The following is a 15,025-nucleotide window of genomic DNA, read 5'->3' on the forward strand; positions in this document are numbered from 1 at the left end:
AAAGGCGGTATTTCAAGAATCGCCGTGACAACAAAATTTGAACACTTAGAATTACTTATTGTTATCATTATTAAATTTTTTAAAATATGAGTGGACTTTTACTCTGTAAAATGGGCCGACCTATACGGGGGCTCATAACATTGTTCTGTATGGTCTTCGGACTGCTCATGCAGGCACAAATTGTTACTATCGGTAACGGGACAAGTACTCAAAGATACCCTTTGACGCCATATTATGGATTTCAAAGGTCTGCATCATTGTATACTGCAGCAGAAGTAAATACTCCCGCCGGGGGTACTATCTTATCTGTCGGATGGGAAGCTACATCAACCATGAGCATTACCTTTCCGGTTAAAATTTATTTGAAATCCGTACCGGCTTCTACCACAGCTATTACACAACAAAACTGGAATGCAACCACCACCGGAGCTACTCTGGTGTACAGTGGAAGCATAAGCAGTTTAGCTGTGGGATGGAATACTTTCCAACTCCAGCTTCCTTATAATTATAATGGAACGGATAACCTTATGGTTTTGGTTGAAACCAATTACGGAGGCTCCGGAGGAGGTTCCGGAACGAATGGTGCCGGTTTTAAATACTCTACGGCTACTGCAAGCCACATGTATTTTGAGACTGATACCACTGCTCCTACAGGAAATGGTACTGTAAATGCTAACAGACCCAATGTTCAGTTAACATTCGGTACAGCCCCGACATGTCTGCCAATGCCTCCAGGAGGATCGATATCTACAGGTACGATAACGGCAACAAGCGCAGTACTCAACTGGACTGCTTATAGCCCTGTGCCGGCAGGAGGCTATGATATATATTATAGTACTACCAATACAGCACCTACAGCTGCTACAGTGCCTTCTCAATCAGGTGTGGCAGGTCTTACAGCTAATTTATCTCCGCTGACTCCCAACTCTACTTATTATGTATGGGTAAGAGCAAGATGTAGTGCAGCAGATCAAAGTCCATGGAGTGGACCTATCTCATTTACAACACCGCCTACTTGTATACCAATGGCTGGTGGCTCTGCATTATCAGTAGGTACCGTAACTTTAACAAGTGCTGTGGTTAATTGGACTGCACCTTCTCCTGCACCCGCCGGAGGATATGAAGTATATTACAGTACTACCAATACTGCTCCGACAGCAGCTACAGTGGGAACACCTGTTACTTCAGGAACTTCCACTACTTTATCTCCTTTAACTTCAGGAACTACGTATTACTGGTGGGTAAGAGCAGTATGTTCAGCTACTGATAAAACGCCATGGGTTGCCGGGGCTTCATTCACTCCGGGACAAATCGGTAACGGAACAGGAACAACCAGTAATCTGCCGGTATATTCTTATTATGGATATAACTATTCTCAACAGCTTTATACAGCTGCAGAAGTAGGGGCTGTATTAGGAACTTCTCTTTTGATTACCGCTGTAAAGTTTTATGTGGCAACTCCTCAAACTCCTCAGACTTCATATAATGACTGGGTAGTTTATTTAGGAAATACCACCAAAACGAACTTTGCAAATACTACAGACTGGGTGCCATCAGCTGCCATGACTCAGGTTTATGCAGGAACACTTCCTACGATGACAGCAGGTACGTGGGTTACAATTCCTTTATCAACACCGTTTGTATGGGATGGTGTCAGTAATCTTGTTGTTGCAGTAGATGAAAATTCACCAGGATACAGCACAAGTGCTGCTTCATGGGGATCATATAATGCAGGATCAAACAAAGGAATATTATATTACAATGATTCTACAAATCCGGATCCGGCTTCTCCTCCAACTGCATCAAGCAGATATTCTGATATCCCGAGACTGATGCTTACAGGAGTTGATTTACAACCATGTTCAACAGCACCTCCTACCAATATTGCGGTGAGTAATATTACCCCAAGTTCCGCAAACCTTAGCTGGATGCCCGCAGTAGGAGCAACATATGTTGTACAGTACAGGGTATTCGGATCAGGAGCTACAGGTTGGCAGACAATAAATATTAATACAGCACTGACAGGAAGTGTGACTCTTTATAATTTAGTAGACGGAACTCAGTATGAATATCAAATAGCAACTAAGTGTAACGGAACTCAGGGAACTTATTCTCCTATCGGAACCTTTACAACGCCTGCTCTTACGTACTGCCCGAATGTTCCTACTGCTACTACTTCAGATGGTTACATCAACAAAGTGACTGTTACCCCAACGAATGGACCATTGATGGTAAGTAATTCCGGATATGACGGATATAAAGATTATTCAGCAGATCCAACAAGATTGGTTACCTTGGTACGTGGCACAACGAATAACAAAATAAGCATTAGTAAATTTTGGCCGGGTGCGACCTCCAGCTATGGTATTTCTGTATGGATAGACTTTAACAGGAATGGTGTTTTTGAAGCAAGTGAACAGGTACTTAATTCTTCAAGCAGTACAACGACTCCTGTTTCAAATAATAACTTCACAATTGCACTTCCTCCAAACCCTGCGATTTATTCAGGTCCGCTTGTTACCCGTATGCGTGTGGCTATGAAATCATATTCAGTGCCTGGTGCCTGTGGAACATTTGGAACATTTGATACAGGTGAGGTGGAAGATTATGCAGTGAAACTTATTGATCAGCCGGTATGTTCTTCAACTCCTATTACCAATATTACTGTTTCCAATCTTACTGATATCAGTGCTACCTTCTCATGGATAGCTGCAGCAAATGCCACATATCAATTGAGATATAGAAAAGTGGGAACGACAGCATGGACGACAGTTAATCCGGTGCCGGCTCCTGGTAACGTGTACACTGTAGACCCTACAACTCCTTTGACGGAAGAGACTTTATATGAAGTGCAGGTGGCTACAAAATGCGGAACCGGTGCTTTCGGAGCATTCTCTGCATCTACACAATTTACAACGTTGCCAATACAGTACTGTCAGATGATAGGTAGCGGAGACAACGACCACATTGCTAATGTAACTGTTTCATCTGCTAACCTGGGAGTACTTCCTATGAGTAATAACTCTGTTCAGACTAACTATATCAGCTATACAACACCGGCAACTTTAATTACTCTGGATGTAAATTCTGTGAATAATAAAATTTCGGTAGGAAAAGGATGGACGGGTTCTACAGGTAATGATGCCGTTTCAGTTTGGATTGATTTCAACAGAAATGGTCAGTTTGAAACTACTGAACGAATTATGAATTCAGCAGCAAGTACTACTACACCTGTTACTGCTTTGTTTAATGTTCCTGCTACTGCTTATACAGGAGCATTGGGTACTACGATGAGAGTCGTGCTGAAACGTACCAGTTCTCCTACAATGTGCCAGAATGCTGTGAACGGGGAAGTGGAAGATTATAAAGTTATGATCAGACCATGTAGTACAACTACTCCAAATGCACCTACATTTACTACGCCTGCACCTACTCATAACTCTGCGGTTATTACATGGACGGGAGCAGCAAGTAATGTAAGTTACGTAGTAAGATACAGAGTGCAGGGAACTACAACCTGGACGGAAGTATTTGCCTCTACATTATTAGGAAATATGCCTCTAACCGTTACCGGACTTACACCGGCGACAACATATGAGGTTGAGATTGCAGCAATCTGCGGAACTACTATTGGAACAGCTACGGCTATTAAGACATTCACGACGAGATGTGATCCTACGCCTCCAACTGTTACTATTGGTAATATTACTCCAACCACTGCTCTTGTAACCTGGGCTCCTCTTGCTGCGAGTTCCAGCTATACAATGAGATGGAGAAAAGTAGGAACTACAGGATGGCCAAATGCCGATATTTCTCTGCCTGCTGCTCCTGCAAATACTTATGTATTAGGTAGTGTTATTCCTTTGGAGCCGTTTACGACTTATGAGGTTCAGATTGCTAATATGTGTAACGGAGAAACTACTTTAAATCCATATTCAAATCCAAAAGTATTTACAACCGAAAGAATATGTGAAATTCCTCCGCCGGGATTAACAATTACACAGTTATTACCAACATCTGCAGAGGTTAAATGGGATCCTTTCCCTGGAGCCACATATGTTCTGAGATATAGAAAAGTAGGTATTCCAAGCTGGACAGAAGTACCTACAGCGGTTAATAATATCGTACTAAATGGTCTTGTAGAACTTACAAAATATGAAATGCAGGTAGTAAATATCTGTAATGGTACACCTGGAAATTATACACCTCCTTACTATTTTACAACGCCAACGGTAATTTATTGTAAAATGGGATCAGGCAGTGCTACAGGTGAGCATATTTCTAAGGTAACGGTTAATCCTAATGGTAAACCATCAATGGCTAACGCTTCCGGAGCATCTACGTACACGGATTACACAGGAGTTCCTAAAACGTTTATTGAACTTATTCAGGGATCTACCGATAACGAAATTATCATTGAGAAAAAATGGACAGGTAATACCTATAATGAAGGAATTGCAGTCTGGATCGATTTCAACAGAAATGGAGAATTTGATATCAATGAAAGAGTATTTACCTCATCTCCAAATACTACATCTCCTGTTTCAGGGAAGTTTGATGTACCTGTTGATGCTTTTGTAAGCATGACAGACTATAAATATGTGGTAATGAGAGTGGCAATGTCAAGAGATGGTATTCCTGTAAGCTGTACCAACTTTAACAATGGTGAAGTAGAGGATTACACGGTGAGAATCTCTAAAAAAGGAGTTCCAAACCCGTTAGATCAGACCGAAATCATGATTTATCCTAATCCTGTGAGCTCAGTATTGTTTGTGAAAAATATCAGCAAAAAAGCGAAGTATAAAATTTACAATGCTGCAGGACAGGTAATAGCAGACGGTATTCTGTTAAACAATCAGATCAATGTGAGTAGATTGATTAATGGAGTGTATGTTTTGGATATTGATGATAACGGAAATACAGCTCAGAAGAAATTTATTAAAGAATAATAAAGTAACCTTCACATAGAATAGGCCTCCAGAAATGGAGGCCTATTTTTTTGGTATTATAAGAATTTTTTATTGTTTTTAATCAATAATTCATTATTTGTTGAATTTTTTTCATTTAAATGCAATTAAATATTTAAATTTTTAATATCACTGCCTTTTTATTAATGATATTTCATTGATTGGTTATTTATCTTTGTTTTATGTCAAATAAATAATTAGATTTGTGAGATTAATATAAAATTAAGAGAAAATTATGAAGAAAATCTTTACTTCTCTTTTTTTCCTATGTTTGTTTGTAGTAGTGCACGCACAATGGATGCCCACAACATTCAGTGGAAAAGAAACTAACAATGACTCAAAGGCTAAGAGTTATTATTCTTTAAATATTTCATCGCTAAAATCTCAGCTTGAAAAAGCACAGGAAGCAGGAAAAAATGCAAAACCAGTTACCATCTCTTTACCAACTTTAGGGGGTAAAATTGAAAGGTTTGCAGTCTATAGCCTGCCGGTTGTAGTAAAGGAACTGGCAGATCAGTATCAGCTGGGATCTTATGTAGGGGTGGGGTTGGATGATCCTTCCAAATATGTAAGGTTCAGTTTGGCTCCCAACGATTTCCAGTCGATGATTTTTACCAACGAAGGGTATGAATTTATTGAGCCCGCCAATTCTGATAAAACAATTTATGAAGTTCATCCCAAAACTCAGGGTAGTAAAAATGGATTTGTCTGTTCTACCGAAGAGAGAGACAGCGAAAAAAAGGAAATAGAGGAACTCTTTCAGCAGGGACAAGCATTTCAGAATCAGCCTACAAATTTTGCCAGGTCCTCTGACCGAAAATACAGGACTTTACGATTGGCAATGTCTGTGACAGGAGAATATACCCAATTTCATGGTGGTACTGTGGCTGGTGCTCTGACAGCAATTAATGCGACCCTTACGAGAGTAAATGGAGTTTTTGAAAAAGATTTGGCTCTTCACTTGATTGTACAAAATTATCCTAATGTAATTTACACCAATCCTACTACAGATCCATATTCTCCATCAAGCCAAATGAATAATTGGAATTTGGAATTACAAAATACATTGACAGCGAATGTAGGAAATGCCAATTACGACATAGGGCATTTATTCGGAGCTTCAGGGGGTGGCGGAAATGCAGGATGCATAGGGTGTATCTGTCTGGACCCGGGCAGTTCTAATCCTTCTACCGGCCAGGGTAAAGGATCGGCATATACCTCACCATCCAACGGAAGTCCGCAGGGAGATACTTTTGATATTGATTTTGTAGCCCATGAAATGGGGCATCAATTAGGAGGATATCATACATTTACCTATCAAAATCAAGGAAATTCTGCACAAATGGAGCCCGGTTCCGGATCTACAATTATGGCGTACGCCGGTGTTGCGGATAGCCAGGGTGTCACCCCTCCGGCAGGAACGACTTTCAATGTACAGCTAAACAGTGATGCTTACTTTTTTAAGAAAAGCATTGATGATATTCAGGCTATACTGGCACAAAGAACGTGTGATATAGAAACCAATGTAACCAATAATCCGCCGGTAATTGGGCCTCTTCCTACGTATACTATTCCGAAGGGAACTGCTTTCGTCCTGACTGCTTCAGCTACAGATGCAGAAAATGATCCTATGACATATGCCTGGGAAGAAGCAGATCTGATGACAGGGCAGATTAATGCAGTTAATCTGGGGACAACCGTAGAAGGTCCCTCCTTTAGATCTTTGATGCCAACCACAAGTCCCAGCCGCTATTTTCCAAGGCTGTCTTCTGTACTGGCGGGAGTTTTAAATAATTCAAACAATCTGTGGGAAGCGGTATCTACGGTTGCCAGAACATCAAGATTTGGGATTACTGTACGGGACAATAATCCGAACCCGAGCCAACAGCAAACACAAACCGCAGTTCAAACCATAATAGTAGGTAATAACGGCCCTTTTATAGTCAATCCGGCAACTATTTATAATAACGGCCCGACAACAGTGACCTGGAATGTGGTAAATACCAATGCCGCGCCGTATAATGCCGCGAATGTTAAAATAGATTTTACAACCAATAACGGTGCCACCTGGAATGTAGTATCTGCTTCCACACCAAACGATGGAACTGAGGTTCTGGATTTCAGCGGTTTTCCACTTACGGTAGGAGGAACGGCAAAAATAAGGGTAAGTGCTATCAATAACGTCTTTTATGCTATTGGAAATGCGCCGATAGAGACCTTACCCATATGTACTTCAAATCCGCCGGGTGGTGTTCAGGTTACAGCAACTACCCAGAATAATGCCACCATCACCTGGAATGCTTCATTCAATGCAACCTATGTCGTACAATATCGTGTCGCAGGAACTACAGCATGGACAACAGTGACTCCTGCACCTACTACAAACACTGTAACACTTACAGGTCTTACGGCAGGTACCTATTATGAGGTTCAGATCGCAAATATATGCTCGGGAGTGCAAGGTAGTTTTTCGGCAATTACAGTTTTCATGACGCCTTATTGTACAGCCACATCTACCAATACCAACAACGGATATATTTCCAATGTAACGGTCGTTGCTACCAATTCATATACGATGAGCAATACTTCAGCAGCGAATAATTATACTGATTATTCGGCAGATGCTGCAAAACTCATCACTCTGGTCAGGGGAACATCTAATAACAGTATATCTGTTTCCAAATCGTGGCCCGCTTCCACCAGTAGTAAGGCAGTAAGCGTCTGGATTGATTTTGACAAAAACGGTACTTTTGATACCTCAGAAAGGATTTTAAACAACTCAAATAATACGACTACTCCGGTAACGGGTACATTCCAGGTTCCGGCAACAGCTTATAGCGGGCCTCTTACCACCCGTATGCGGGTAGTTTTAAGAGATACCAATAATCCTAATCAATGTGGTACATTTACGAACGGTGAAGTAGAAGATTATGCGGTAAAACTTATTGATATGCCACAATGTACCAATGCTGCACCATCTAATATTACAGTTACCAATATTACACCGAACTCGGCGAATATATCATGGTCGGCAACTGCCGGAGCAGTATATGTTTTGAGATGGAGAAGTGTAGGTGCTGCAGCATGGACAATAATTGATCCTGTGCCGCCTGTCGGGAATAATTACACCATCTCAGGTTTGGTAGAACAGACTCAGTACCAATTTCAGATCGCAACCAGATGTAACGGAGGTGCACCCGGAACATATTCAACAATGCAGCAGTTTACAACACCTGCATTATCATACTGCCCGATGACGGGAACAGGAACCAATGATCATATTACAAATGTGACGGTTACTTCTGTGAATCCTGCATTGCCGGTAATGAGTAATAATTCTGTACAAACGAATTACATCAGCTATACTACACCTGCAACACTGATCACATTGGAGATTGGTTCGGCAGATAACAAAATTTCGGTAGGAAAAGGCTGGACAGGTGCGACAGGTAACGTAGCTGTTGCAGCATGGATCGATTTTAACAGAGATGGGCAATTTAGTAATTCGGAGAGGATTATTAATTCTGCAGCAAGTACCACCACTCCGGTTACCAGTTTATTCTCAGTTCCGGCTGGAGCCTATTCGGGACCGTTAACGACAACCATGAGAGTGGTATTACAACGTTCAAGTTCTCCGACAATGTGTCAAAACGCAGTCAATGGTGAAGTGGAAGATTATGTTGTAAAATTAAAACCGTGTAGTACTGCTACGCCTACCGGATTATCATTTAATACCATAACCCATACCTCTGCCATTATCAACTGGACAGGTGCGACAGATAACCTGACTTACCTTTTACAGTACAGAGTAGCAGGAACAACGGCATGGACAAATGTATATGTGTCAAGTATTCCGTATACGCTAAATAATCTGATTCCGTCCACTGCATATGAAGTTCAGGTCGCAGCCAACTGTGGGGCTACAACAGGAACATTTACTCCTGTGGAAACATTCACAACAAGATGTGATCCTACTCCTCCGGGCATTACAGTAAGTACTATTACAACCAATTCTGCCTTGATTACATGGAATCCGACTATAGCCGGTGTATCATATAAAATGCGATGGAGAAAAGTAGGGACTGCGGGATGGCCGAATCCTGATATTCCTTTACCAGCTGCACCAGCCAATATTTATACGCTTGGCGGTTTAGATCCATATACCACATATGAAGTACAGATTGCCAATAAGTGTGCTAATGAAAATTCATGGAATCCTTATTCAAATCCGATGGTCTTCACGACTGAGAGAACATGTGAACTTCCTCCTCCGGGATTAACCATTACTCAGTTGCTGCCTACATCGGCAGAAATAAAATGGGATCCTTTCCCTGGGGCCACTTATATTTTAAAATATAGAAAAGTGGGGATTCCGAGCTGGACTCATGTTCCGGTGAATACAAATCACTATATATTAACCGGCTTAATGGAGTTGACAAAATATGAAATGCAGGTCGCTAATGTTTGTAACGGAACACCGGGTGCTTTCACTCCTCCTTATTATTTCACAACGCCTACGGTAACATATTGTACCATGTCTTCGGGAAGTGCTACAGTTGAACATATATCAAAGGTAACGGTTAAGCCGAATGGTAAACCTCTTATGGAAAATGCTTCAGGTGCTTCTACGTACACAAATTATTCAGGAGACTCTAAAAAAATAATAGAACTTATACAAGGATCTACGGATAATGAAATTATCATTGAGAAAAGATGGACAGGAGCTACCTACAACGAAGGGATTGCAGTATGGATTGATTTTAACAGAGATGGTGCATTTGATATCAATGAAAGGGTCCTTGCTTCCCCACCGAATACAACAACCCCTGTTTCCGGGAAATTCAGTGTGCCGACTGATGCTTTTGTAAGTATGACAGACTATAAATATGTCACGATGAGAGTAGCAATGCAAAGAGGAGATATTCCTGTGAATTGCCTTAATTTCGCTGACGGAGAAGTGGAAGATTACGCGGTAAGAATATCCAGGAATCTGGGGCCTAACCCAATTAATCAGACTGATATATTGATTTATCCTAATCCGGTAAGCTCAGTACTGTATGTGAAGAACATCAGTAAGAAAGCGAAGTATAAAATTTATAATGCAGCCGGACAGATAATAGCTGATGGTATTCTCTTAAATAATCAGATCAATGTGAGTAAACTGGTTAGCGGAGTTTATGTGCTTGATATTGATGATAACGGTAAAACTGCACAAAAGAAATTTATCAAGGAATGAAACAATTTCTGAACGCTGAAAAAATGATATAAGAGAAGACTGTATTCTCAAAATAGACAGCACAACAATACACTTAATCATAAAAAATAAGCCCTCTGATATGAGGGCTTATTTTTTATGCAGTAACAGGTTTATTCAATAGTAAAAACTACCTTTTCAGTCTGTTCTTTTAATTCTTCCAAATTGGTATTGTTATAGATAATACAATCTGCCATTTTTATTTTATCTCTTTCGGGCATTTGTTTTTCCATAACAGCCTCTACCTCACGATATGTTTTACCGTCTCTGTCCATTACCCTTTTGATCCTGATGTTATCTTCTGCAGTCACCAAAAGAGACTTATAACATTGTCTGTTGAGTCTAAGCTCAAAAAGTAATGCGGTCTCCTTAAAAACAAGATATTTACTTTGTTTTTTCACCCAGTTTTCAAAATCAATACGTACAGCAGGATGAATAATTTCATTTAATTGCTGGAGAAGATCTCTGTTGTTGAAAACTTTATCGGCAACAAATTTTCTGTCATAAAATCCGTTTTCGTCATAAGATTGATTGCCTAGTAATTCTTTAATTTTTACTTTCAACTCTTCATCGTCATTGACAATGGTTTTTGCTCTGTCATCAGAATAATAAACAGGAAATCCAAATTCTTCAATAAAACGGGCTACGGTAGTTTTTCCGGACCCGATTCCTCCTGTTAATCCGATGATCTTGGGCGCTGGTTCCGGTTCCGGTTGTTGTGTTTCTGAACGTAATTCTTCCATACTTAAAAATTAATATCCAAAAACATCATTAAAACTAAACGTCTCGTCCAATCTCACTCCTTTTTCTGTCATTTTAAGGCTTGCCAGCTCATGATGGGCATCATGTTCAAAGAACAATAAATATTCGTTATCGATGCACTGTTTAAGAAATTTTCCTTTTTCTTCCATGGTTAAAAGAGGTCTGGTATCATACCCCATTACGTAGACCGGATTAATATGCCCGGCAGTAGGGATAAGGTCTGCAGCAAAAACAACTGTTTTCTCCTGATATTGAATCACCGGAAGCATTTGCTTTTCTGTATGACCGTCTACGAAAATAACATCCATCTTAAGATCAGGGGCAAATCCGTAATTTCCTGTTGTTGGCAGTGGTAAAAAACTCAGTTGTCCGCTTTCCTGCATCGGAAGAATATTTTCTTTCAGGAAGCTTGCTTTCTCGCGCGCGTTAGGCTCTGTTGCCCATTGCCAGTGATTTTCATTGGTCCAGAATTGTGCGTTTTTAAAAGCAGGTCTGTATCCGGTTCTGTCGTCGTTCCATTCAATGGCACCACCACAGTGGTCAAAGTGAAGGTGAGTAAGAAAGACATCAGTAATATCTTCCTTTACAAAACCATATTTTTTTAAATTTTTATCCAGGTTATCATCTCCCCAAAGAGAGTAGTGGCCAAAGAATTTATCATCTTGTTTATTTCCAAGACCGCAGTCAACCAGAATCAGTTTCTTGCCGTCTTCAATAAGCAGGGAACGGGTTCCCAGCTCGATCAGGTTTTTTTCGTCTGCCGGATTAGTTTTTTCCCACAGACTCTTTGGGACGACGCCGAACATAGCACCGCCGTCCAGTTTAAATTTTCCACATTGTATTGGATATAACTTCATATGTATATTTTGATTATTTTTTTATTAATTTCATTTTCTCAGCAATTTTCCGGGCATTGTCATCCGAATGTTCAAGTTGTGAAATGATATTTTGAAAATCATTTTCCTTCCTGTTCTGAGAAAGCTTTTGCTTGATGAATATCTCGGTTGGAATAATTTTAATTCCGAAAGCTCCCTTCATCTCCTTTTCCACAAATTCCTTTCCCATATCTTTCACCATCATCGGGCACTGCTGAAAGTTTTCATACTTCGAGGTTAATTTTTCTAAGTGAATATAAAGGTCTTCATGAGTCATAAGCTCCACCTTGCCATAGATTTGCACCGCTTCATAATTCCAAGTCGAAACGTTGATGTGATCATACCAGCTGCTCGAAATATAGGTGTGTGCCCCTAAAAAATCACAAAGCACTTCATCTCCGTTTTTCAGGATTTTCGCCTGTGGATTAGCTCTCGAAATATGGGTTTCAATATAAACATTTTCCGGATCATTTTCATTCAACATCATCATAGAATGTGTCGCACGGATTTTATCAACAGAAGAAATCAATAAAGCAAATGAATTTTCACTGATAATTTCTCTCATCACATGTACATCTTCGCTTTTGTATAATTTGGGTACAAACATGTTTTCTTGGTCATTAATTGAACATACTAATCATTCATCAGAAAAGCTCTCCCGGATTTTTAGGTCTTGCGATATTCAGATGCTGATAAGCTTTTTCAGTCACTTCTCTTCCTCTTGGAGTTCTGATGATAAAACCTTCCTGAATCAGAAATGGCTCATACACTTCCTCCAGGGTTTCAGGATTTTCTCCGATAGAAGTCGCCAGTGCAGAAATCCCTACGGGTTTGCCTCTGAAATTTTCAATCATGACCCGCATGATCTTATTATCCATTTCATCCAAGCCGAATTCATCTACGTTAAGAGAATTTAAAGCATATTGAGAAATATTGATCTCGATCTCTCCATTTCCTTTAATTTCAGCGAAGTCGCGGACCCTTCTTAACAGGGCGTTGGCGATTCTTGGAGTTCCACGGCTTCTTCTGGCAATTTCTATAGCGGCATCTTCATAAATAGTAACCCCCAAAACTCTTGCACTTCTTTGAATAATCATAGATAAAAGCTCGATGGAATAATATTCAAGCCTGCTTTGAATACCAAATCTTGCAAGCATGGGTTTAGTCAGCATACCACTTCTTGTAGTGGCCCCTACCAGCGTAAAAGGATTAAGCCCGATCTGAACACTTCGTGCATTTGGACCGGTCTCCAGCATAATATCGATTTTATAGTCTTCCATGGCAGAATACAGATATTCTTCCACCACTGGAGAAAGACGGTGAATCTCATCAATGAAGAGTACATCATTTTCTTCCAGGTTTGTTAATAATCCCGCTAAACTTCCCGGTTTATCCAAAACAGGCCCTGAAGTGATTTTACAATTGACTCCCAGCTCATTGGCAATAATATTGGCCAGGGTTGTTTTTCCCAGACCCGGAGGACCATGCAATAGTACATGATCAAGTGCTCCGCCACGCCTTTTGGCAGCGGATACAAAAACTTCAAGGTTTTCCAGCGTTTTTCTCTGTCCCGCAAAATCTTTAAAGCTCTGGGGACGGATTTGCTCTTCCTGCATCAATTCCTCATCTGAGTAGTTTTCCTTATCTGGATGTAAAAAATCTGGCATTAATTCATTTCATTTACCTCAAAGATAGGAAATTTAGACTAAGATTTCAGGGAGGATTGTGAAAAGGTTAATTTAAGGTTTAGGTTTATGCTAAAGCTGAGAATAACGGGGAGAAGATGAATCAATTGAGATATTTTAAGTATTTTTGAGAGGAAAATCAAAGTTTGAACAATGAATGTATTATGCCTCAGAATAACAGATATTCTGTATAACCGGATGTCATACATTATAAAAACAGTTCATCTTCTAACCCTTAGCCTAAATACATGAAATTAATAGGACCATTTAAGCAGGTCGTGACACTTGCCAATTTACCACTGAGAGGAAAATTAACCGATGAGCAACTTGAAATTATTATTGACGGAGGAATTGTAGTTGATAACAATATGATCCAAAAAATCGGAATTTTTGAAACCTTAAAAACAGAAAATCCGGCAATAGAAATCCAACAGGTACAAGGTGAACAGATCGTTCTTCCTGCATTTGTAGATGCCCACACCCATATTTGTTTTGGAGGAAACCGTGCTAATGATTTCGCAATGCGTAATGCCGGAAAGACATATCTTGAAATTGCCGAAAGCGGAGGCGGAATATGGAGTTCGGTACAACATACCAGAAATGCTTCAGAAGAGGAATTATTAAAAACGTTACTCGAGAGAATTAATTTCCTTGTTGGTTTGGGAATTACCACTATTGAAGTAAAAAGCGGTTATGGCTTAGATGTGGAAAATGAGCTTAAAATGCTTAGAATTATTAAAAAAGCACAAGGATCCACCAAAGCGACATTAGTTCCTACATGCCTTTCTGCCCATTTGAAACCAAAAGATTTTGAAGGAAGCAATCCTGAATATTTGGAGTATATCCTTACTCAGATTTTACCAAAAGTAAAAGAAGAAAACCTTGCGAATCGTGTGGATATATTTATTGAGAAATCAGCGTTCCAGCCGGAAGAAAGTAAGGAGTTTCTTCTTAAAACTAAAGATTTAGGTTTTGAAATTACCGTTCATGCAGATCAGTTTACGCCGGGAAGCTCAAGGATTGCAGTAGAAGTCGGAGCAAAATCTGCAGATCATTTGGAAGCAACCATTGATGAGGATATCGAATTTTTAGCACAATCAGATACTGTGGCTACCGCACTTCCCGGAGCGAGTTTAGGACTGGGAGAAAAATTTACTCCTGCAAGAAAATTATTAGATGCAGGAGCAATTCTGGCCATTGCAAGTGACTGGAATCCCGGGTCAGCTCCAATGGGCAATTTAATTACACAGGCTTCTGTTTTGGCTACTTTTCAAAAACTTACGACTGCTGAGGTTTTAGCAGGAATGACTTTCCGGGCTGCTTATGCCCTTAATCTCGAAGACAGAGGAATATTAGAGGCTGGTAAAAAAGCAGATTTTGTGACTTTTAAAACCAATAATTTTCAAAATGTACTTTATAATCAAGGGAGCCTCAAAGCTGAACATGTTTACATTGACGGAAATATTGTAGATTAATTAAAAC

The 15,025-nt window shown here is 40.0% G+C and carries 7 protein-coding genes; 3 read left to right on the plus strand and 4 right to left on the minus strand.

Annotation, left to right across the window (positions count from 1 at the left end; genetic code table 11):
- Positions 1-86: 86 nt before the first annotated feature.
- Positions 87-4,949 carry a fibronectin type III domain-containing protein gene (locus M030_RS0122650; protein ID WP_081806369.1) on the plus strand — a complete coding sequence of 1,621 codons (4,863 nt, stop codon included), beginning with the start codon at positions 87-89 and terminating at the stop codon, positions 4,947-4,949.
- Between the two features lie 253 nt (positions 4,950-5,202).
- Positions 5,203-10,203: a GEVED domain-containing protein gene (locus M030_RS25135; protein WP_081806370.1), complete on the plus strand. Its 5,001-nt coding sequence runs from the start codon at positions 5,203-5,205 to the stop codon at positions 10,201-10,203.
- 131 nt (positions 10,204-10,334) lie between these two features.
- Here M030_RS25135 and coaE read toward each other — a convergent pair whose 3' ends face one another.
- Genes coaE through ruvB form a run of 4 tightly spaced genes read right to left on the minus strand, consistent with a single transcriptional unit; the run spans position 10,335 to position 13,525 of the window.
- On the minus strand, positions 10,335-10,964 hold the full coding sequence (gene coaE / locus M030_RS0122660; RefSeq protein WP_051585220.1) for a dephospho-CoA kinase: 630 nt from the start codon (positions 10,962-10,964) through the stop codon (positions 10,335-10,337).
- A 9-nt stretch (positions 10,965-10,973) separates the two neighbouring features.
- Positions 10,974-11,840, minus strand: coding sequence for an MBL fold metallo-hydrolase (locus M030_RS0122665; protein WP_027375502.1), 867 nt, complete (start codon positions 11,838-11,840; stop codon positions 10,974-10,976).
- 13 nt (positions 11,841-11,853) lie between these two features.
- Positions 11,854-12,465 carry an FMN-binding negative transcriptional regulator gene (locus M030_RS0122670; protein ID WP_027375503.1) on the minus strand — a complete coding sequence of 204 codons (612 nt, stop codon included), beginning with the start codon at positions 12,463-12,465 and terminating at the stop codon, positions 11,854-11,856.
- Positions 12,466-12,502: 37 nt separating this feature from the next.
- Positions 12,503-13,525 carry a Holliday junction branch migration DNA helicase RuvB gene (gene ruvB, locus M030_RS0122675; protein WP_027375504.1) on the minus strand — a complete coding sequence of 341 codons (1,023 nt, stop codon included), beginning with the start codon at positions 13,523-13,525 and terminating at the stop codon, positions 12,503-12,505.
- A gap of 266 nt (positions 13,526-13,791) precedes the next feature.
- Between ruvB and hutI the strand changes: the two genes are divergently transcribed.
- Complete coding sequence (gene hutI, locus M030_RS0122680) at positions 13,792-15,018, plus strand: imidazolonepropionase (RefSeq protein WP_027375505.1); 1,227 nt, start codon at positions 13,792-13,794, stop codon at positions 15,016-15,018.
- The last annotated feature ends 7 nt before the right edge of the window (positions 15,019-15,025 follow it).

The organism is Chryseobacterium sp. UNC8MFCol, from assembly GCF_000482305.1.
Taxonomy (GTDB): domain Bacteria; phylum Bacteroidota; class Bacteroidia; order Flavobacteriales; family Weeksellaceae; genus Chryseobacterium; species Chryseobacterium indologenes.

Coding starts and splice junctions, on each gene's coding strand:
- M030_RS0122650 (WP_081806369.1), top strand. CDS start 87: ATGAGTGGACTTTTACTCTGTAAAATGGGCCGACCTATACGGGGGCTC.
- M030_RS25135 (WP_081806370.1), top strand. CDS start 5,203: ATGAAGAAAATCTTTACTTCTCTTTTTTTCCTATGTTTGTTTGTAGTA.
- coaE (WP_051585220.1), bottom strand. CDS start 10,964: ATGGAAGAATTACGTTCAGAAACACAACAACCGGAACCGGAACCAGCG.
- M030_RS0122665 (WP_027375502.1), bottom strand. CDS start 11,840: ATGAAGTTATATCCAATACAATGTGGAAAATTTAAACTGGACGGCGGT.
- M030_RS0122670 (WP_027375503.1), bottom strand. CDS start 12,465: ATGTTTGTACCCAAATTATACAAAAGCGAAGATGTACATGTGATGAGA.
- ruvB (WP_027375504.1), bottom strand. CDS start 13,525: ATGCCAGATTTTTTACATCCAGATAAGGAAAACTACTCAGATGAGGAA.
- hutI (WP_027375505.1), top strand. CDS start 13,792: ATGAAATTAATAGGACCATTTAAGCAGGTCGTGACACTTGCCAATTTA.